The 18,547-nt window shown below is 71.5% G+C and carries 20 protein-coding genes and 1 pseudogene; 9 read left to right on the forward strand and 12 right to left on the reverse strand.

Annotation, left to right across the window (positions count from 1 at the left end; translation table 11 throughout):
- Positions 1-170: 170 nt before the first annotated feature.
- The 3 genes from ACZ49B_RS00760 to ACZ49B_RS00770 all read left to right on the forward strand — a co-directional run bounded on the left by ACZ49B_RS00760 (position 171) and on the right by ACZ49B_RS00770 (position 3,604).
- Entirely contained in the window at positions 171-1,190 is a 1,020-nt protein-coding gene (locus ACZ49B_RS00760; protein ID WP_468299115.1) for a carbohydrate ABC transporter permease, read from the forward strand.
- A gap of 62 nt (positions 1,191-1,252) precedes the next feature.
- The gene (locus tag ACZ49B_RS00765; RefSeq protein ID WP_468299833.1) at positions 1,253-2,089 is read left to right on the forward strand and encodes a carbohydrate ABC transporter permease; all 837 of its coding nucleotides are present in this window, start codon (positions 1,253-1,255) and stop codon (positions 2,087-2,089) included.
- A gap of 6 nt (positions 2,090-2,095) precedes the next feature.
- A complete protein-coding gene (locus ACZ49B_RS00770) occupies positions 2,096-3,604 on the forward strand; it encodes a glycoside hydrolase family 3 protein (RefSeq protein WP_468299117.1) in 1,509 nt (502 codons plus the stop codon).
- A 122-nt stretch (positions 3,605-3,726) separates the two neighbouring features.
- Here ACZ49B_RS00770 and nagB read toward each other — a convergent pair whose 3' ends face one another.
- The gene (gene nagB, locus ACZ49B_RS00775; RefSeq protein WP_468299119.1) at positions 3,727-4,512 is read right to left on the reverse strand and encodes a glucosamine-6-phosphate deaminase; all 786 of its coding nucleotides are present in this window, start codon (positions 4,510-4,512) and stop codon (positions 3,727-3,729) included.
- Positions 4,513-4,650: 138 nt separating this feature from the next.
- The gene (locus tag ACZ49B_RS00780) at positions 4,651-5,412 is read right to left on the reverse strand and encodes an SDR family NAD(P)-dependent oxidoreductase (RefSeq protein ID WP_468299121.1); all 762 of its coding nucleotides are present in this window, start codon (positions 5,410-5,412) and stop codon (positions 4,651-4,653) included.
- Between the two features lie 85 nt (positions 5,413-5,497).
- On the opposite strand from ACZ49B_RS00780, the gene ACZ49B_RS00785 reads away from it, so the two are divergent.
- The gene (locus ACZ49B_RS00785) at positions 5,498-6,091 is read left to right on the forward strand and encodes a TetR/AcrR family transcriptional regulator (RefSeq protein ID WP_468299123.1); all 594 of its coding nucleotides are present in this window, start codon (positions 5,498-5,500) and stop codon (positions 6,089-6,091) included.
- A 408-nt stretch (positions 6,092-6,499) separates the two neighbouring features.
- The gene (locus ACZ49B_RS00790; RefSeq protein ID WP_053784791.1) at positions 6,500-7,969 is read left to right on the forward strand and encodes a sensor histidine kinase; all 1,470 of its coding nucleotides are present in this window, start codon (positions 6,500-6,502) and stop codon (positions 7,967-7,969) included.
- 137 nt (positions 7,970-8,106) lie between these two features.
- Here the strand turns inward: ACZ49B_RS00790 and ACZ49B_RS00795 are convergent, their stop codons facing one another.
- Entirely contained in the window at positions 8,107-8,364 is a 258-nt protein-coding gene (locus tag ACZ49B_RS00795) for a WhiB family transcriptional regulator (protein ID WP_004937597.1), read from the reverse strand.
- Between the two features lie 322 nt (positions 8,365-8,686).
- Complete coding sequence (locus ACZ49B_RS00800; protein WP_053784624.1) at positions 8,687-9,652, reverse strand: diacylglycerol/lipid kinase family protein; 966 nt, start codon at positions 9,650-9,652, stop codon at positions 8,687-8,689.
- An 84-nt stretch (positions 9,653-9,736) separates the two neighbouring features.
- Here ACZ49B_RS00800 and ACZ49B_RS00805 point away from each other — a divergent pair, with 84 nt between their 5' ends.
- Positions 9,737-10,174 carry a hypothetical protein gene (locus tag ACZ49B_RS00805; protein ID WP_468299125.1) on the forward strand — a complete coding sequence of 146 codons (438 nt, stop codon included), beginning with the start codon at positions 9,737-9,739 and terminating at the stop codon, positions 10,172-10,174.
- Positions 10,175-10,240: 66 nt separating this feature from the next.
- Here ACZ49B_RS00805 and ACZ49B_RS00810 read toward each other — a convergent pair whose 3' ends face one another.
- From ACZ49B_RS00810 to ACZ49B_RS00820, 3 genes are all read right to left on the reverse strand, one after another.
- Positions 10,241-11,269, reverse strand: coding sequence for an RNA polymerase sigma factor SigF (locus ACZ49B_RS00810; protein WP_468299835.1), 1,029 nt, complete (start codon positions 11,267-11,269; stop codon positions 10,241-10,243).
- 11 nt (positions 11,270-11,280) lie between these two features.
- Entirely contained in the window at positions 11,281-11,694 is a 414-nt protein-coding gene (locus ACZ49B_RS00815; protein WP_030291315.1) for an ATP-binding protein, read from the reverse strand.
- Positions 11,695-11,898: 204 nt separating this feature from the next.
- On the reverse strand, positions 11,899-12,159 hold the full coding sequence (locus ACZ49B_RS00820; RefSeq protein WP_468299128.1) for a UBP-type zinc finger domain-containing protein: 261 nt from the start codon (positions 12,157-12,159) through the stop codon (positions 11,899-11,901).
- 75 nt (positions 12,160-12,234) lie between these two features.
- Between ACZ49B_RS00820 and ACZ49B_RS00825 the strand changes: the two genes are divergently transcribed.
- A complete protein-coding gene (locus tag ACZ49B_RS00825; protein ID WP_468299130.1) occupies positions 12,235-13,812 on the forward strand; it encodes a Na+/H+ antiporter in 1,578 nt (525 codons plus the stop codon).
- A gap of 171 nt (positions 13,813-13,983) precedes the next feature.
- Here ACZ49B_RS00825 and ACZ49B_RS00830 read toward each other — a convergent pair whose 3' ends face one another.
- A complete protein-coding gene (locus tag ACZ49B_RS00830; RefSeq protein ID WP_468299132.1) occupies positions 13,984-14,892 on the reverse strand; it encodes a 1-aminocyclopropane-1-carboxylate deaminase/D-cysteine desulfhydrase in 909 nt (302 codons plus the stop codon).
- Between the two features lie 71 nt (positions 14,893-14,963).
- Between ACZ49B_RS00830 and ACZ49B_RS00835 the strand changes: the two are divergent.
- Both ACZ49B_RS00835 and ACZ49B_RS00840 read left to right on the forward strand, forming a co-directional pair.
- A pseudogene (locus ACZ49B_RS00835) lies at positions 14,964-15,173 on the forward strand (transcriptional regulator); the annotation flags it as partial.
- A gap of 4 nt (positions 15,174-15,177) precedes the next feature.
- Complete coding sequence (locus ACZ49B_RS00840) at positions 15,178-15,648, forward strand: NUDIX domain-containing protein (RefSeq protein ID WP_468299134.1); 471 nt, start codon at positions 15,178-15,180, stop codon at positions 15,646-15,648.
- Between the two features lie 123 nt (positions 15,649-15,771).
- Here ACZ49B_RS00840 and ACZ49B_RS00845 read toward each other — a convergent pair whose 3' ends face one another.
- The 4 genes from ACZ49B_RS00845 to ACZ49B_RS00860 all read right to left on the reverse strand — a co-directional run bounded on the left by ACZ49B_RS00845 (position 15,772) and on the right by ACZ49B_RS00860 (position 18,506).
- Positions 15,772-15,963: a hypothetical protein gene (locus tag ACZ49B_RS00845; protein WP_468299136.1), complete on the reverse strand. Its 192-nt coding sequence runs from the start codon at positions 15,961-15,963 to the stop codon at positions 15,772-15,774.
- Positions 15,964-15,978: 15 nt separating this feature from the next.
- A complete protein-coding gene (locus ACZ49B_RS00850; protein WP_468299138.1) occupies positions 15,979-16,569 on the reverse strand; it encodes an N-acetylmuramoyl-L-alanine amidase in 591 nt (196 codons plus the stop codon).
- 152 nt (positions 16,570-16,721) lie between these two features.
- Positions 16,722-17,930, reverse strand: coding sequence for a globin domain-containing protein (locus tag ACZ49B_RS00855; protein WP_468299140.1), 1,209 nt, complete (start codon positions 17,928-17,930; stop codon positions 16,722-16,724).
- Between the two features lie 120 nt (positions 17,931-18,050).
- The gene (locus tag ACZ49B_RS00860) at positions 18,051-18,506 is read right to left on the reverse strand and encodes an RrF2 family transcriptional regulator (RefSeq protein WP_468299142.1); all 456 of its coding nucleotides are present in this window, start codon (positions 18,504-18,506) and stop codon (positions 18,051-18,053) included.
- Between the last annotated feature and the right edge of the window lie 41 nt (positions 18,507-18,547).

The following is an 18,547-nucleotide window of genomic DNA, read 5'->3' on the forward strand; positions in this document are numbered from 1 at the left end:
GGGGGGCGCTTCACCGAGGTGGGTCAACCCAAAAAAAAAAAACCCCCCCCCCCCCCCCCCCCCCCCCCCCCCCCCTTCCTTTTCCCCCCCCCCCCCCCCCCCCCCCCCCACCCCCGGTCGCGCATCGACAGACCCGTGCGACGCCCGACCGCAGCCGAGGTAACCAAGACATGACCGTGCACTCCCAGGGAGCGGCGACCGCTCCACAGGACGCACCACCGAAGTCCGCCGGACGGCAGCAGACGCCGCCGCCCACCACCACCGGGGCCCCTCCCTCGTCTCCGCGCCGGGGCAGAACGTCGCTCCCCTCGGGCTGGCTGCCGTACCTCCTGATCGGGCCCGCGGTCCTCAGCCTGGCCACGCTGCTGCTGTACCCGCTGGTCAAGAACGTGATCCTGTCGTTCCAGAAGGTCGACAAGATCGAGTTCATCCAGCGGAAGGCGCCCTTCAACGGCGTCGAGAACTACACCCAGCTGCTGGGCGACGCGCACTTCTGGACCGTCGTCGTGCGCACCTTCGCCTTCACCGCGGCCAACGTCGCGCTGATCATGTTGATCGGCAGCCTCGTCGGCATCCTGCTGAACCGGCTCGGCACGTGGATGCGCCTGGTCCTGTCGATGGCCCTGGTGATGGCCTGGGCCATGCCGATCGTCGCGTCCGTCACCGTCTTCCAGTGGCTGTTCGACGAGCAGTTCGGCGTCATGAACTGGGTCATGCGCACCCTCGGCTTCTCCGGCTACGAGCAGCACAACTGGTTCGAGTCCGGCTTCTCCACCCTGGTGATCGTCACGGTCCTGGTGGTCTGGGGCTCCGTCCCCTTCGTCGCCCTCAACATGTACGCCGGCCTGACCACCGTCAGCGGCGAGCTGTACGAGGCCGCGCGGATGGACGGCGCGAACGGCTGGCAGACGTTCTGGCAGGTCGTCTTCCCGAACCTCAAGCCGTTCTTCCTCGTCACCACGTTCCTCGAGGTGATCTGGGTCTTCAAGGCCTTCACCCAGGTCTACGCGATGAACCGCGGCGGCCCCGACCGCGCCTCCGAGACCCTGCCCGTCTTCGCCTTCGTCGAGGGCCAGAGCCAGGGCCACTACGCGCTCGCGGCAGCCATCTCCGTCCTGACGATCGTGATGCTCGTGATCGTCATGTCCTTCTACTTCCGCCTGATCCTGAAGCAGGAGGAGGAGCAGTGAGCACCACCACCGCGCCGAAGCCCGCACCCGCCGCGCCGGAGCACCAGAAGCCCGCACAGCGGCTGCGCACGCGCCGCCCGCTCCGCCCGGGCACGGTGGCGAAGAACCTGGGCGCCCTCGTCCTGGCCGTGGTCTTCGTCTTCCCGGTCTACTGGATGTTCTCCTCGGCCCTCAAGCCGTCCGGGGAGATCCTCTCCAAGGACCCCGTCTTCGTCTTCACCCCGACGCTGGACAACTTCACCAAGGCCACCGGCGTCGAGTTGTTCTGGACGTACGTGCAGAACAGCCTGATCGTGACCGTCGGCGCCGTCGTCCTCGCCCTGGCCGTCGCCCTCGCCGCGAGCTTCGCCATCGCCCGCATGAAGTTCAAGGGCCGTAAGGGCCTCGTACTCGGCGTGATGATGGCGCAGATGGCCCCCTGGGAGGTCATGGTCATCGCGATGTACATGATCGCCCGCGACGCCGAGATGCTGAACAGCCTCCCGCTGCTGACCGCGATCTACTTCGTGATGGTCCTGCCCTTCACCATCTGGACCCTGCGCGGCTTCATCGCCGCCGTCCCGGTGACGCTGGAGGAGGCCGCCCAGATCGACGGCTGCACCCGCGGCCAGGCCTTCCGCAAGGTGATCTTCCCGCTGCTGGCCCCCGGCCTGATGTCCACCTCGCTCTTCGGCTTCATCACCGCCTGGAACGAGTTCGCGATGGTCCTGATCCTCAACAAGGACAAGACCGCCCAGACCCTGCCCCTGTGGCTGACCCAGTTCCAGACCGCCTTCGGCAACGACTGGGGCGCCACGATGGCCGCGTCCTCGCTGTTCGCGGTCCCGGTCCTGGTGATCTTCGTCTTCCTCCAGCGCAAGGCCGTCGGCGGCATGACCGCCGGCGCCGTGAAGGGATAACGGCCCATGACTGTCCTTGCGCACCGCGTCACTGCGTCTGATGCGGACGATCAGCTCACCCGCGACGCCCTCGCGGTCCTCCAGCCCGGCTTCGAGGGCACCACCGCCCCGGCATGGCTGCTCCGCCAGATCGGCGAAGGCCTCACCGCCGTCGGCCTCTTCGGCCGCAACATCGCCTCGCCCGAGCAGCTCGCCGCGCTCACCGCGCGGCTGCGCGCCGAGCGCGACGACGTCCTCGTCGCCATCGACGAGGAGGGCGGCGACGTCACCCGCCTCGAGGTCCGCGGCGGCTCGTCCTTCCCCGGCAACCTGGCCCTCGGCGCCGTCGACGACACCGCGCTGACCCGGGACGTGGCCCGCGAACTCGGCCGCCGCCTCGCCGAGTGCGGGGTCAACCTCAACTGGGCCCCGTCCGCCGACGTCAACTCCAACCCGGACAACCCGGTCATCGGCGTACGGTCCTTCGGCGCCGACACCCACCTCGCCGCCCGGCACACCGCCGCCTACGTCGAGGGCCTCCAGGCCGCCGGCGTCGCCGCGTGCACCAAGCACTTCCCGGGCCACGGCGACACGAACGTCGACTCGCACCACGCGCTGCCGCGCATCAACGTGGACCTGGACACGCTGGTGGCCCGCGAACTGGTCCCGTTCAAGGCGGCCATCGCGGCCGGCACCAAGGCCGTGATGAGCGCGCACATCCTGGTGCCCGCCCTCGACCCGACCCGCCCGGCCACGCTCAGCCCGCAGATCCTGACCGGCCTGCTGCGCAAGGAGCTCGGCTACGAGGGCCTGATCGTCACCGACGGCATGGAGATGAACGCCATCGCCGGGACGTACGGCATCGAGCGCGGCTCGGTCCTCGCCATCGCGGCCGGCGCCGACGCGATCTGCGTCGGCGGCGGGCTCGCCGACGAGGCCACCGTGCTCCGGCTGCGCGATGCGCTGGTGGCGGCCGTACGGGAGGGCGCGCTGCCGCAGGAGCGGCTCGCCGACGCCGCCGCGCGGGTACGGGCGCTGGCCGGATGGACCCGGCAGGCCCGGGCCGCCGCCGCGCCGGGCGCGCCGCTGGAGGGGAGCGCGCCCGGCATCGGCCTGGCGGCGGCCCGCCGCGCGGTGGTCGTCTCCGGCACCGCCGCGCCCGTGTCCGCCCCGTACGTCGCCACGCTCGCGCCCGTCGCCAACATCGCGGTGGGCGACGAGACCCCGTGGGGCGTGGCCGCCGAACTGGCCGCGCTGGTACCGGGGACGGGGTCCGGGGTGTTCCCGGAGGGCGCCACGGCCGCGGACGTCCTGGCGGCGGCGGGCGAACGCACCGTCGTGGCGGTGGTCCGCGACGCGCACCGCCACCCGTGGATGGTGCAGGTCCTGGACGCGCTGGTCGCTGCGCGGCCGGACACGGTGGTGGTGGAGATGGGCGTCCCCCGGGCCGAGCCCCGCGGCGCGCTGTACATCGCGACGCACGGAGCCGGGCGCGTCTGCGGTGCCGCCGCTGCGGAGATCATCGCGGGGGTCTAGTACCGGCTGCCGGGGGCTCCGGACCTGGACCCCCGCGCAGCGGCCGGACGTACTGCGGACGAAGAAGGGCCGGGCACCCGAAACGGGAGCCCGGCCCTTCGTGCGCGTGGGGGAGGTGCCGCCTAAAGCCCCTGCCACGCGGGCTTGTTGGCGTAGGTGTGCCGGAAGTAGTCCGCCAGCTTCAGCTTGGACGCCGCGGCCTCGTCCACGACCACCGTCGCATGCCGGTGCAGCTGCAGCGCAGACGCCGGGACCAGGGCCGACAGCGGCCCCTCGACGGTCTGCGCGACGGCCTCCGCCTTGCCCTCGCCGGTGGCGAGCAGCACCAGGTGGCGGGCGTCCAGGATCGTGCCGATGCCCTGGGTGATGACGTGGTGCGGGACCTGGGCCATGTCGTCGTCGAAGAAGCGCGCGTTGTCGACGCGCGTCTGCTCCGTCAGCGTCTTGATGCGGGTGCGGGAGGCCAGCGAGGAGCAGGGCTCGTTGAAGCCGATGTGCCCGTCGGTGCCGATGCCGAGCAGCTGGAGGTCCACGCCGCCGGCCTCCGCCAGTGCGCGGTCGTACGCCTCGCACGCCGCCACCACGTCTGCGGCGGAGCCGTCGGGGCCCATGAAGGCGGCCTCGGACAGCCCGAGCGGCTCGACGACCTCGCGGAGCACGACGGCGCGGTACGACTCCGGGTGCCCGGCAGGCAGGCCGACGTACTCGTCGAGCTGGCAGATGCGGGCCCGGGAGGCGTCGACCTCGCCGGCCTTCACCTTGGCGGCCAGGGCTTCGTATACGGGCAGCGGGGTGGAGCCGGTCGCCACGCCGAGCAGGGCGTCGGGCTTGCGCCGGACCAGGGCGGCCATGGCCTCCGCTATGAGCTCGCCGCCTGCCTTGGCGTCCGGGACGATGACAACTTCCACGCGGGGCCTGCCGATCTGGAGTGGGACGGTGTGGTATAGACCAATCTAGCAGAGGAGAGGCCGCCCCAGGCCGGTCTCCGCCCACTCCCCTCCCTCCCATGGTGGTCCGGTTCCCCGTCCCCGGCGCGTCGGCTCCGCTCAGAGCAGCGCGAGCTGCAGCCCGCCGGTGGCGTCCAGGTGCTGGCCGGTCACCCAGCGGGAGTCCGCCGAGGCCAGGAACGCCACCACGTCGGCGACTTCATCGGCCGTGCCCACCCGCCCGAAGACCGAGCGCGAAGACGCGTGCGCCCGCGCCGCCGGGTCCGCCAGCCAGGCCGCGTTGAGGTCGGTGTCCGTGATGCCGGGGCCCACCGAGTTCACGGTGATCCCGCGCGGGGCCAGCTCGGCGGCCAGGGACCGGGTCAGCGCGTTCACCGCGCCCTTGGCCGTGATCGTGGCCAGGATCGCGGGCAGGGCGATCTCCGGGGTGCCGGTCACGTTGACGATCCGGCCCCCGTCCCGCAGTCGCGCCAGCCCGTGCCTGATCACGAAGAACGGCGCCTTCGCGTTGAGCGCGTGCACCCGGTCGTACGTCTCCTCGTCGGTGTCCGCGATGCCGGCGAACGTGGCGGCGCCCGCGTTGTTCACCAGGATGTCGACCGCGTCGGTGTGCAGCGGGTGCGCCTCGTACGCGGCCCACAGGGCCTGCGCGTCAGCCGGAACCCCGAGCTCGGCCCCGATCGCGAAGGCCCGCCCGCCGGCCGCCCCGATGGCCGCGACCGTTTCCTTCGCCGCCTCCTCGTTCCGCCCGTAGTGCACGGCGACCAGCGCCCCGTCCCGGGCCAGCCGCTCGGCCACCGCCCGCCCGATGCCCCGGCTGCCGCCCGTGACCAGTGCCGTCTTCCCCTCGAGCACGCCCATGACGCGCCCCGCTTCAGAATTTGATAGTGGTCGCTACAGAAAGGGACCGTACCAGATTCCATAACGCCCGCTATAGAATGAGCGCATGGTGACCGGACAGCGCGGCAGGCCCCGCTCCTTCGACCGCGGCGCCGCCCTCGACAAGGCGATGCTCGCTTTCTGGGAGCGCGGCTACGAGGCGACCTCGATCTCCGACCTGACCGCCTCGCTCGGCATCAGCGCGCCCAGCCTGTACGCCGCCTTCGGCGACAAGCGCAAGCTGTTCGACGAGGTCGTGGTGGTCTACGGCGGCCGCTACGCCGACTTCGCGGGCGCGGCCCTGGCCGAGGAGCCCACCGCCCGGGCCGGCCTGCGGCGCGTCCTGCGCGAGGCGGCCGAGATCTACACCGACCCGGCCCACCCGCCGGGCTGCCTGGTGATCAGCGCGGCCGTCAACACCACCTCGCAGGAGGTGGCCCAGGCCCTGCGTGAGCGCCGCAACGCCAACCTGGAGATGTTCGAGCAGAGGATACGGGCGGACGTCGCCTCCGGGGCGCTGCCTGCCGGCACGGACGCGCAGGCGCTGGCCCGCTACGCGCTGGCGGTGCTCGTGGGGATGTCCCAGCAGTCGCGCGACGGGGCGAGCCGGGAAGAACTGGAAGCGGTGGCGGAACTGGCGATGGGGGCCTGGCCGCAGTAGGCGGTCGCGGTGAGCGGGCGACCGCGCCCCGAAGGTTCCGCCCCGAAAGAATTCCGCTCGGAAATTCCTCTGGGCCACGGTGCCGGGACGGGACCCTCAGCCCGTCCGGCACCGTAGCCCGGAGTACTTACGGCCACAGGGTGTGCGGTTCCCGGCGGCCGGTGGGAGGTCCCGCGCAGTCAGGGCAGAGCGCGCGGCTTACCTCGTTCCGTCCTCCTGTGCGGGGAGGGCGGAAGCTTACGTCAATTGTGGACTAGACCATTCTGTTCTGTCCATCCAATGACGGGCTCTGCCATCCCGTCACTTCCTCCAACAGTACGCGGACCGAGCCCCTCCTGGATACTCCTGAGTAGTCGCCGTGGGGAAAGTCATGGCCCCTACCCGGGGTACGCTCGCCCCGTGCCCTCCATGAACGACCTCGTACGTCAGCACACCGCTCTCAGTGAAACCGACCTGGAGTGGCTCCACCTGCTGGTCTCGGAGTGGCAGCTGCTCTCCGACCTCTCCTTCGCCGACCTCGTGCTGTGGGTTCCCACCCTCGACGGCACCCGGTACGTCTCGGTCGCACAGATGCGCCCCAACACGGGCCCCACCTCGTACCAGGACGACATGGTCGGCCACCTGGTGCCGCGGGGCCGCCGCCCGCTGCTCGACGCCGCGCTCGACGAGGGCCGGATCGTGCGCGAGGGCGACCCCGAGTGGCGCGAGGAGGTGCCCGTCCGCGTCGAGTCCATCCCGGTGCGCCGCGAGGGCCGGGTACTCGGAGTGATCGCCCGGAACACCAACCTGCTCACTGTGCGTACACCCAGCCGGCTGGAACTCACCTACCTCCAGTCCGCCTCCGACCTGGCCCAGATGATCGCCGCCGGTACCTTCCCGTACCCCGGCCAGCAGGTGGACATGGACGCCTCCCCGCGGGCGGGCGACGGCCTGATCCGGCTCGACGCCGACGGGGTCGTCACGTACGCCTCCCCGAACGCGCTCTCCGCCTACCACCGGCTCGGGCTCGCCGCCGACCTCGTCGGCCAGCACCTCGGCACCACCACCGCCGAACTCGCCCCCTCCCGCGGCCCGGTGGACGAGGCGATCGTCAAGCTCGCCAGCGGCTGGGCCCCGCGCGAGACCGAGATCGAGGGCAACAGCGGGGTCATCCAGCTGCGCGCCATCCCGCTCAAGCCCAAGGGCACCCGGATCGGCTCCCTCGTCCTGTGCCGGGACGTCACGGAACTGCGCCGTCGCGAACGCGAATTGATCACCAAGGACGCGACCATCCGGGAGATCCACCACCGGGTGAAGAACAACCTGCAGACCGTGGCTGCGCTGCTGCGGCTGCAGGCCCGCCGGATGGATTCCGAGGGCGGCCGCGAAGCGCTCAACGAAGCCGTGCGCCGTGTCGGATCGATCGCGATCGTGCACGAGACGCTCTCTCAGAACCTGGACGAGCGCGTCGAGTTCGACGAGATCGCCGACCGCGTCATCGCGATGGTCGCCGAGATCTCGCCGGGCAAGGTGGAATGCCGGCGTACCGGCCGGTTCGGGATCCTGGACGCGGAGGTCGCCACTCCGCTGTCGATGGTGCTGACCGAGATCCTCCAGAACGCCCTGGAGCACGCCTTCACCCAGGGGGAGGGCGGCCGGGTGGAGGTTTCCGCGACCCGCACCGGCACCGGCCGCGCCGACGGCCGGCTGCTGATCACGGTGCTCGACGACGGCTCCGGTCTGCCCGAGGGCTTCGACCCGCAGCGCGCCGGCAACCTCGGGCTGCAGATCGTACGGACCCTCGTGGAGGGCGAGCTCGGCGGCACGTTCGACATGCTCCGGGCCGAACCGCGCGGCACCAAGGTCGTCCTCGACGTCCCGGTCAGCCCGCAGAAGTAATCACGCTGTGTGACGGAACGTACCCCGGACAGCACTGAGCCCCGGACCGAAGGTTCTCGGTCCGGGGCTCAAGAGCACGTTGCTGAGCGCTTGTCAGGTGTTGCTACGCGCTGCGGCTCGAGGCTCGAAAGTCGATGTCAGGCGGTGGCGTTGCGCGCCCGATTGCGAGCGGCGCGGCGCTTCATCGCGCGGCGCTCGTCCTCGCTGAGACCGCCCCAGACGCCGGAGTCCTGACCGGACTCGAGCGCCCACTGCAGGCACTGCTCCATGACGGGGCAGCGGCGGCAGACGGCCTTGGCTTCCTCGATCTGCAGCAGCGCAGGACCGGTGTTGCCGATGGGGAAGAAGAGTTCCGGGTCTTCCTCGCGGCAAACGGCGTTGTGACGCCAGTCCATGGCTGCTCCATCTCCTTGTATTGCGGGCAGGTTGCTTGTGAATGTGAACGCTTTCACGAATCCCCCCGTGAGGGAAGGGCGACCAGCCAGTTTCCTGGAAGGTCAGTCAGGGACTCGTGGAGGGGTTCTGGCGGTCTGTGTGGGTGCCGGGTTCTGCGGGCTGTCCCGATCGCCATGAAGAGATTCGCAAACCTCGGACGGGGATACAACCCCTTCCGGAAAGTTTTTTTTGATTCGTCGGTGTCTACTAGGTCACAGCCCTACATCGTGAGGGTGGACCGGCGTGTAAACGTTCGAGTGAAAGGACTTTGGGCCCTTCCACTCACACAATCACACGCAGTGCACGGCGTACGCCTGTGAACCGAACGCTGGTGCGCAGACCGAGGTGGTCTCCGTCCATCTGGAACGGAAGGGGAACCTTCGAATGCAAGGTGAAGTCGGTCAGATCGTGCAGAGACACTGCGTGCTTGCCGTGCGGACCCCGCTCAGGAGTCGAGGTCAGGAGCTGTGTGGCGTAGCGGGCGACGGCCGGAGTTGACAAACGATTGAGTGCCAATACGTCAAGCGCAGTATCGAACGACGCCTCCGGAGAGGCATAAAGCGGGCGATTGCCCAGATACGTCCACGGCGAGGTGTTGCAGACTATCGACAGCACCAGGCCCGTGACGGGATCCGCGCCGGGGCGCTCCAGCGTCACCGTGCCGTGGCGCCGGTTCGGGTCGTCCCAGAACTGACGCATCAGCTGTCGTACGTACAGGGCGTGCGTCGAACGCTTGCCGCGCTCCCGCTGCTGCTCGACCCGGCCCACCACCCCCGCGTCGAAGCCGAAGCCCGCGCAGAACGTGAACCAGCGCGCCGGAACCGACTCGTCCTCGGTGCCCGGGGTGCCGGCCGCCAGCCCGAGGCCCACCGTCCGCTCGCGCTGCTCCCGCAGTGCGTCCAGCAGGGCGCCGGTCGCCTCGACCGCGTCGTTGGGCAGCCCGAGCGCGCGGGCGAACACATTGGTCGAGCCGCCGGGGACCACCGCCAGCCGGGGCAGCCGCTCCGGATCGGGCCCGTTGTGCAGCAGCCCGTTGACCACCTCGTTGACCGTGCCGTCGCCGCCGAGCGCCACGACGAGGTCGATGCCGTTCTCGGCCGCCGTGCGGCCCAGGTCCCGGGCGTGCCCGCGGTACTCGGTGGTCACCGCTTCCAGCTTCATCTCGCTGGCCAGGGCATGGGTCAGGACATCGCGCGTGCGCGCACTGGTGGTCGTCGCTGCTGGGTTGGCCACGAGAAGTGCACGCATGACCGCCAGCCTACCGACCCGTTCATATGCAGCCCATACTGCCCGTCCCCTCCGGGGCTGCGGGCGCGCGGCTACCCTGCTGTGGTGAGTACGAAGCCCACCCCCGCCCCGGCCCAGCCGACCGCCCCGCTGCCCGGACGGCTCACCGCCGCCGCCGCGCTGACCGCCCTGGAGGGCCTGGCCCTGGCCGGCCTCGGCGTCTACATGCTGGTCGTGGGCATCGCCGGCGACCCCGACTCCCCGCAGCAGGCCGAGACCGGCGGGATCACCCTGCTCGCGCTCGCCGTGCTGCCGCTGATCGCGGCCCGCGGGCTGCGCCTGGGCCGCCGCTGGAGCCGCGGGCCCGCGCTGATCACCCAGCTGATGGCGCTGCCGGTGGCGTGGACCCTGTACTCCACGGGCGGGGCGATGATCGCCGCCGCCGTGGCGCTGGCCGTGGCCGCGGTGGCCGTCGTGGCCCTGCTGGTGAACCCGACGGCGACCGAGGCGCTGGGAATCGGGCCCGGCGAGCAGGCCCGATAGCCCCGGCAGACCCGGCACTCGGTACGAGCACCGCGACCCCTGCGGCCCGTACTCGTACCCGTACTCCTACTCTTCGACCAGGAGCTTCTCGCGCAGCTGGGCCAGGGTGCGGGCCAGCAGGCGCGAGACGTGCATCTGTGAGATGCCGACCTCCTGCGCGATCTGCGACTGGGTCATGTTGCCGAAGAACCGCAGGAGCAGGATCCGCTTCTCCCGCGGGGGCAGTCCCTCCAGGAGCGGCTTGAGCGACTCGCGGTACTCGACCCCTTCCAGGGCCTCGTCCTCGGCGCCCAGGGTGTCCGCGACGGCCGGCGACTCGTCGTCGGTGTCCGGGACGTCCAGCGAGAGCGTGCTGTAGGCATTGGCCGATTCCAGCCCCTCCAGCACCTCCTCCTCGGAGATCCCGAGCCGTTCCGCGAGCTCGTGGACCGTGGGGGAGCGGCCGTGCTGCTGGGACAGCTCCGCCGTGGCGGTGGTCAGCGAGAGCCGCAGCTCCTGCAGGCGCCGCGGTACGCGCACCGCCCAGCCCTTGTCGCGGAAGTGCCGCTTGATCTCGCCGACCACGGTGGGCGTCGCGTACGTGGAGAACTCGACCCCGCGGTCCGGATCGAACCGGTCCACCGACTTGATCAGGCCGATCGTGGCGACCTGCGTCAGGTCGTCCAGCGGCTCACCGCGGTTGCGGAACCGCCGGGCGAGGTGCTCGACCAGCGGCAGGTGCATCCGCACGAGCCGGTTGCGCAGCTCCGCCTTCTCCACCGAGCCGTCGGGCAGCGCCCGCAGCTCGATGAACAGGGCCCGCGCCCCGCTGCGGTCGCGCGGATCGGGCAGCGCCGTGGACACCGGCAGTACCGGCAGCGCCGGCGCCGGTTCCGGCTCCGTGTCCGGGGTCGTGGCAGCGGCCCCGGGTGGCTGTGAGGATTGTGGTTCTTCGTGCTGGTTCTCGCTCATAGGGCCCGCCCGTCGCTCCGCCGAGTCCAAAAAGCCGTCTTCCGCATCCGCGTCAGCCGGGTGCGGCCGGGCGTGATGCTGCTCCGGGATGCCGCCGTCGACCTCGTGCCGTACCCGGGGCCGATCCCCGCCCCGCACCGGGATCTCCCCGCCGCTCACGCCGGGCCTGGACCCGCGCCGCGCTGTTTGTAGAGGCTGATGCTCACCGTCTTGTCCTCCTCGACGGTGGACTCGACCTTGCCGGCCAGCGCCGACAGGACGGTCCAGGCGAACGTGTCGCGCTCGGGCGCACGTCCGTCCGTGGTCGGCGCCGAGACGGTCACCTCGAGCGAGTCGTCGACCAGCCGGAACACGCAGCTGAGGACGGAGCCCGGCACGGCCTGCTGAAGCAGGATCGCGCAGGCCTCGTCCACCGCGATGCGGAGGTCCTCGATCTCGTCGAGGGTGAAGTCCAAACGTGCCGCGAGGCCGGCCGTGGCCGTTCGCAGCACCGACAGGTAGGCACCCGCAGCGGGCAGCCGGACTTCCACGAAGTCCTGGGTCCCGGGCTCGCCTGCGATCTGGGACACCCTCACCTCCAAGGTGGTACGAGCTCTGTTCGCCGGTGACGCTACCGCGATCCGGGCGATCGTGTCGCGGCACCCCTCATGACACCCGTTCCAGACACCCCCGCCCACGGCCAGTGACTGATGGTAAGCCCATGGGTACGCACAGTGGCTAGGGGTCTGCGGGCCCAAATCAGGGGAACCGGCGGAGGGTTGACCTACCCCGGTTCAGACGATCGAACCGTCGACAAAACACCACCGCCACGTCTCGCCCGGTTCGAAGCTTCGCATGACCGGGTGACCGGTGCTCTGATGGTGCGCCGTGGCGTGCCGGTGCGGTGAGGAGTCGCAGCACGCCACGTACCCGCACCCCAGACACATCCGCAACTGCACCGGATGGCTGCCGAGCACCAGACATTCAGGGCAGGTCAGGGCAGCCGGGACAGGCTCGGGGCGCGGCAGTTCGGCAACGTGGGTGCACTCGCTCATGATGGCCAGCGTACTGACGTGCGGGCGCCGCAGGACGAATGCCGATCAGCGACGACGAGCGAGGGTGGATCTTCGATGGAGGTATTGCCGCTGGTGGCGCTGGTGGCGGGCAGCGCGATGGTTGCGGGGGCCGCCCGCTGGACCCGGGTGCCCGCGCCCCTGCTGCTGGTCGCCGCCGGTCTGATGGCCTCGTACGTCCCGGGCGTGCCTTCGTACGCCCTCGACCCGCACATCGTCCTGCCGCTGCTGCTCCCGCCGCTGCTGTACACGGCCGCGGTGGACAGCTCGTACCTGGACCTGCGGGCCAACGTACGGCCCGTCGCGCTGCTGTCGGTCGGATACGTGCTCTTCGCGACGCTCGCCGTGGGGTACGCGGCGTACCTGGTGGTGCCGGGCCTGTCGCTGCCGGTGGCGCTGGTGCTGGGCGCGGTGATCGCGCCGCCCGACGCGGTGGCCGCGACGGCGATCGCCCGCAAGCTGGGGCTGCCGAACCGGATCACGACCATCCTGCAGGGCGAGTCGCTCGTCAACGACGCCACCGCGATCACCGCGTACAAGGTGGCGCTGGCCGCGGCGATCGGGGTGAGCGCCGGCTGGGCGGGCGGGATCGCGGAGTTCCTGCTGGCCTCGGTGGGGGGCGTCGGGGTGGGCCTGGTGCTGATGGTGCCGATCCACCACCTGCGCAAGCGGCTGCGGGAGCCGCTGCTGCAGAACACGCTGTCGCTGCTGATCCCGTTCGTGGCGTACGCGGCGGCCGAGCGGGTGCACGCCTCGGGCGTGCTCGCGGTGGTCGTGGTGGCGCTGTACCTCGGGCACCGCAACTGGCAGGTCGACTTCGCGACCCGGCTGCAGGAGGAGGCGGTGTGGAAGATGGTCGCCTTCATCCTCGAGTCGCTGGTCTTCGCGCTGATCGGCCTCCAGCTGCCGGTGGTCCTGAAGGGGCTCGAGGAGTACGAGGGCTGGCACGCGGCCTGGTACGCGCTGGCGGTGTTCCTGGCGGTGGTGGTGGCCCGCTTCGTGTGGGTGTTCCCGGCGACCTTCGTGCCGCGGCTGTCGGAGCGGATCCGCAACCGGGAGCCGGACACCACCTGGAAGGCGCCGGTGATCGTGGGCTGGGCCGGGATGCGGGGGGTGGTGTCGCTGGCGATCGCCTTCTCGATCCCTATGAGCGTGCCGCACCGGAACCTGATCCTCTTCCTGACCTTCACGACGGTGATCGGCACGCTGGTGGTGCAGGGCCTGACGCTGCCGCCGCTGATCCGGCTGCTGCGGCTGCCCCCGCGGGACCTGCACGCGGAGACGCTGGCGGAGGCGCAGGCCCAGAGCGAGGCCTCCCGGTCGGCGGAGGACCGGCTGGCGGAGCTGCTGGCGGAGCCGGAGAACGCGCTGCCGCCGCCGCTGGCGGAGCGGCTCCGTACGGTCATGGAGCGGCGGCGCAACGCGGTGTGGGAGCGGCTGGGGGAGGTCAACCCGGTCACGGGCGAATCGGCGGACGACGTCTACCGGCGCCTCGCGCGGGAGATGATCGCGGCCGAGCGGGAGGTGTTCGTGACCCTGCGGGACCACCGCCGCATCGACGACGAGATGCTCCGGGGCCTGCTCCGCAGGCTGGACCTGGAGGAGGCGGCGGCGTTCCGCGAGGAGGCGGCCTGACCACGCCCCCTCAGCTTCGCCGGCGTGCGACGCGCGCGGCTCCGGCCGGAGCCGAACCCAGCCCCGCCGGCGTTCGGGGCGCGGGGGTCTGGGGGCGGACCCCCAGAGGTCCGGGGCGCAGCCCCGGGGAACGGGGAAGGGCGGGGTGGGGAGAGGGCCCCGCGCAGCGGGCTACGGACGCCCGGTCACGACAGCGGTCAGGGTCGTGCCCGGGGGGAAGCTGCCCGACTCCGTCAGCGCCGCCAGGGCCCACAGCAGCTTGGCCACATAGATCCGCTCCACCGGAAACCCGTGCCGCTCCTCGAAGTCGGCGGCGAACGCCTCCAGCAGCGCCGGGACCCGCGCATAGCCCCCGTGGTGGAAGCCCTCCGCCAGGCTCCAGAGCCCGGCCGGGCCCCCGAAGGCCGCCTGCTGGAGGGAACGTATCTCCGCCCCCAGGAACTCACCCGCCAGGACGGGCACGCCCAGCGCCCGCTGCCCCGGGCCCAGCCCCGCCGCGAGCCCGGCCAGCGTGCCGCCCGTACCGCAGGCCACCGCAACCACCTCGGACATGCCGCGCAACTCGCGCCCGAGCTCCGCACACCCCTGCAGGGCGAGGGCGTTGCTGCCGCCCTCGGGGACGACGTACGAGCCGGCCGCGCCGGCCCCCGCCAGCAGCCGGGCGAGCACCTCGGGCTCGGCCTTGCGGCGGTACTCCGAGCGCGTGACGAAGTGGAGCCGCATCCCGTCCGCCGCGCACCGGGCCAGCGAGTCGTTGAGGGGCCGGCCGGCGAGCTCGTCGCCGCGGACGATCCCGACGGTCGGCATCCCGAGCAGCCGTCCGGCCGCCGCGGTGGCCCGCAGGTGGTTCGAGTACGCCCCGCCGAAGGTCACCACCCCGGGGAAGCCCCCCTCGACGGCGGCCCGCAGATTCGGCGCGAGCTTGCGCCACTTGTTGCCGGGAAGCTCGGGATGCACGAGGTCGTCCCGCTTCAGCAGCAGCCGCACCCCGTACTGCCCGAACCGCTCGTCACGAACCTCCAGCAAGGGGGACGGCGGGCGTGGCTGCAAGAGCACGTCAACGTTCGCGGGGCGATTCACCCGTCCATTGTGGGCGCTCCTGCCCGTGCCGTCGCACGTCAGAGCCCCGCCCACACCCTTCGGGCGGTGGGAACGATCTCCTGCGGGAGCGTGCTGCCGACGGCTGCGCGGTACGCATCGCAGTCGGTGATGCGGACAGCGAGAACGTCCGGCAGCGAGGGCAGGAGGCGTACGGTGCGCCCGTGTGGCACCTTCGCCGTCACGACTCCGGCGGCATGTTCGACACCTACGCGGAGAGCTTCGATGCCGTGTGGGAGACGGCGCTCCCCGTGGAGGCATGACCGGATGGCCCGGACCGAGTACTACGACGATCCTCACGCGCCCCAGCCGAACAGCATGGTCGTGGCCGCATCGGCGGTGGTTACCGACGGCGAGGGCCGCATCCTGCTGCAACGGCGACGGGACAACGACCTGTGGGCGCTGCCCGGCGGAGGGATGGACCTGGGCGACTCGCTGCCCGGCACGGCCGTCCGTGAGGTCAAGGAGGAGACCGGGCTCGACGTGGAGATCACGGGACTGGTCGGTACGTATACGGACCCTCGCCACATCATCGAATACAGCGACGGCGAGATCAGGCGCCAGTTCAACGTCTGCTTCACGGCCCGCATCACGGGCGGAGAGCTGTCCTTGTCGGACGAGAGCACGGAACTCCGGTTCGTGGCGCCGGCCGAGCTCGCCGCGCTGCCCGTGCACCACACCCAACGCCTGCGCCTCCAACACTTCTTGGAGCGCCGACCCGCGCCGTACCTCGGCTGACCACGCGCTGACGGACACCCATTGGCCGTGCGTATCGCAGCCGGTGACGCAGAACGCGAGAGCGTGCAGCGACGGGGAAGTGTGCCGTCACTCGACTCGCTGCCCGTGCACCACACCCAGCGGCTACGAGAGCAGGACGATCGTCTCGATCGCGTCGGGAGCGGGGACGAGTTCGAGCGCTTGCGCGAGGCCAGGGGTGCAGAGCGCGGTGCCGAAGGCCTGCCCGCGGTGCGCGGGCAGGATCCGGGCGATCACGGTGATCGCCGACGGAGCGTCGGCCGCCGGCCGGCGTACTGTCGTGCACCCGAGGAGCACGTCGCCGAGCGTCGCCTACTTCAGGCGTTCGCCGACCCGGGCGCGGAACGCGTCCATCGTGAAGCCCCTCGGGTCGGGCTTGCCGGGCTGCCATTCGAGGTGGCCGATCACCGAGCGTTCGGTCCAGCCGTGGACCCGGCAGACGGCTGCCGCCGCACGGGCCATGGCGTCGAGCTGGACCTCCGGCCAGGGGTCGTCGCCGTCGCCGAGGTTCTCGCACTCGAAGCCGTAGAAGTGCGGGTTGCCGTCGGTGTTCGCGCGGCGGTCCGGCGGGAGCCGCTTCTCGGCGATCACCGCCGCCAGCACGTCGGAGTCGCCCGCCCCGGCGTGGTTGGCGCGGCCGTAGCCGACCAGGTGGACCCGGCCGTCCTTGGTGATCACGCCGTGGCAGAGCGGGCCGGGCAGGGCGTCGTCACCGTCGCGGCAGAGGGCGACGGTGAACGCGGTGCCGTGCGTGACGGTGTGGTGGATCATCACCCCGTTCACCGGGCCCCACGGGCCCTTGTGGTTGCGGTTGTGGGTGCGCCAGGCGCCGACCTCGACGACGGTCAGACCCTCGTTCCGCAGTGCGCCGATGAACCGGTCCGCGGACATGGGTGCGGACATGGCCGCCTCCTCTCCGGGTGCGCGATGGTCACCTTGCGTGTCCATCTCGTTGCTCTCCGGTGTAGTGGAGGCGGTTCTTCCGGGCTAGTGCCTTCGTACAGTGAGCGAGCCGATCCGGACACTCGTCCCGACCGGCCCACCCGTCACGGGAGTTACGCGGAGGCCGGGGCCGACGCCAGCCACAGGTCCGGGCCGAACACCTCGTAGTGGATGTCCGCGGCCGGGACCCCCTTGGCCAGCAGCTGTGCGCGGACGGCCCGCATGAAGGGGAGCGGCCCGCACAGGTACGCCGTGGTGCCCGGGGCCACCGTGACGTCGGAGAGGTCCAGGCGGCCCTCGCCGTCGCCCGGCTCGGCGCCGGCCTCGTACCAGAAGCGGGCCGAGGCGTCGGGCAGCTTGTGCGTCAGCGCCCGGTGGTCGGACCGCAGCGCGTGCTCGGCGGGGGAGCGGTCGGCGTGCAGGACGGTCACCGGGGCCGCGTGCCCGGTGTCGGCGAGGTGCGCCAGCATCGACAGCATCGGGGTGCAGCCGATCCCGGCCGAGGCGAGCAGGACCGGGCCGGCGGAGTCGCGCAGGACCAGGTCGCCGTACGGGGCCGAGACCCGCAGGGTGTCGCCGGTCGCGATCCGGGTGTGGAGGTGGTTCGAGACCTCGCCGTCCGGGCCCGCGGCGGCCGGGCCGTGGACCCGCTTGACGGTGATCGAGCGGACCGGGCCGCCGGGGGCGCCGGAGAGGCTGTACTGGCGTATCTGGCGTGCCCCGTCGGGCAGTTCGACCTGGACGGAGACGTACTGGCCGGGCTGGGAGGAGGGGGCCGGGGAGCCGTCCGCCGGGGTCAGGTGGAAGGTGGTGCAGTCGGCGGTCTCCTCGATGCGGGCGGCGACCGTCCAGGTGCGCCAGACGTCGCCGGCGGGGACCTGCTGCTCGGCGTGGAGCCGCTCCTCGATGGCGATCAGGGCGTTGGCCATGAGCCAGTAGACCTCGTCCCAGGCCTCGGCCACCTCGGGGGTGACCGCCTCGCCGAGGACCTCTGCGATCGCCGCGAAGAGGTGGCGGTGGACGACCGGGTACTGCTCGCGGGTGACGCCGAGGGAGGCGTGCTTGTGCGCGATGCGGTGCAGCATCAGGTCGGGGCGGGTGTCCGGGTGGGTGGCGAGGTGGGTCGCGAAGGCCGCGACGGAACCGGCGAGGGCCTGCTTCTGGAGGCCGGTGTTCTGGTTGCCGCGGTTGAACAGGTCGCGCAGCAGCTCCGGGTGGGCCGCGAACAGCTTCGCGTAGAAGAGTTCGGCGATGTCGCCCATGGCCGCGCCGACGGCGGGCAGGGTGGCGCGTACGGTCTCGGTCGACTTCTCGGACAGCATCCGGAGCTCCTCGTCGGTGTTTTCGTTTAATTGGTATCAGAGATGCGTATTTTTGGGTGTGGGCACACCCGTTCGGGCCGTTGGCGGCCCGTGGTGGGAACCGGCCATCCGGCCCCCGGGTCAGGGAATGTCGGCCCGCCCGGGCGGGCCGCCCGCAATGCCCAGCAGGAGCGGGCCGGTGGGTGCCGCGACCAGGTCGTTCACCGTCAGCGGGTCCAGTGCGGCGAAGAAGGCCTCCTGGGCCCGGCGCAGCGCGCCCCGCAGGACGCAGGCCCCGCGCAGCGGGCAGGGGGTGGTGCCGTCGCAGTCCACGACGTCGCCCGCACCCTCCAGTTCGCGGACCACTCCGCCCACCGAGGCGGCCCGCCCGGCGGCGGTCAGGGCGAGCCCGCCGCCGCGGCCGCGCCGCGCCTCGACCAGGCCGAGATGCTGCAGCCTGGCGACCACTTTCGCCGTGTGCGTGTACGGGACCTCCATGGTCGCCGCCACGTCGCGCGTGGTCGGGAGGTCCGCCTCCGCGACGGCCAGGCGCATCAGGACGCGCAGCGCCAGGTCGGTGAATCGGGTCAGCCGCATGGCCCCCACCCTAGAAAAACTCGCATCTTGCATGCAAATTA

The organism is Streptomyces sp. NPDC031132, assembly GCF_055570595.1.

What these genes read in the sequence shown, in the direction of transcription:
- ACZ49B_RS00840 (WP_468299134.1), top strand. Translation starts at nt 15,178, where the DNA reads ATGGCCCGGACCGAGTACTACGACGATCCTCACGCGCCCCAGCCGAAC.
- ACZ49B_RS00790 (WP_053784791.1), top strand. Translation starts at nt 6,500, where the DNA reads ATGAACGACCTCGTACGTCAGCACACCGCTCTCAGTGAAACCGACCTG.
- ACZ49B_RS00800 (WP_053784624.1), bottom strand. Translation starts at nt 9,652, where the DNA reads ATGCGTGCACTTCTCGTGGCCAACCCAGCAGCGACGACCACCAGTGCG.
- ACZ49B_RS00860 (WP_468299142.1), bottom strand. Translation starts at nt 18,506, where the DNA reads ATGCGGCTGACCCGATTCACCGACCTGGCGCTGCGCGTCCTGATGCGC.
- ACZ49B_RS00855 (WP_468299140.1), bottom strand. Translation starts at nt 17,930, where the DNA reads ATGCTGTCCGAGAAGTCGACCGAGACCGTACGCGCCACCCTGCCCGCC.
- ACZ49B_RS00780 (WP_468299121.1), bottom strand. Translation starts at nt 5,412, where the DNA reads ATGGGCGTGCTCGAGGGGAAGACGGCACTGGTCACGGGCGGCAGCCGG.
- ACZ49B_RS00825 (WP_468299130.1), top strand. Translation starts at nt 12,235, where the DNA reads ATGGAGGTATTGCCGCTGGTGGCGCTGGTGGCGGGCAGCGCGATGGTT.
- ACZ49B_RS00785 (WP_468299123.1), top strand. Translation starts at nt 5,498, where the DNA reads ATGGTGACCGGACAGCGCGGCAGGCCCCGCTCCTTCGACCGCGGCGCC.
- ACZ49B_RS00795 (WP_004937597.1), bottom strand. Translation starts at nt 8,364, where the DNA reads ATGGACTGGCGTCACAACGCCGTTTGCCGCGAGGAAGACCCGGAACTC.
- ACZ49B_RS00820 (WP_468299128.1), bottom strand. Translation starts at nt 12,159, where the DNA reads ATGAGCGAGTGCACCCACGTTGCCGAACTGCCGCGCCCCGAGCCTGTC.
- ACZ49B_RS00850 (WP_468299138.1), bottom strand. Translation starts at nt 16,569, where the DNA reads ATGTCCGCACCCATGTCCGCGGACCGGTTCATCGGCGCACTGCGGAAC.
- ACZ49B_RS00770 (WP_468299117.1), top strand. Translation starts at nt 2,096, where the DNA reads ATGACTGTCCTTGCGCACCGCGTCACTGCGTCTGATGCGGACGATCAG.
- ACZ49B_RS00760 (WP_468299115.1), top strand. Translation starts at nt 171, where the DNA reads ATGACCGTGCACTCCCAGGGAGCGGCGACCGCTCCACAGGACGCACCA.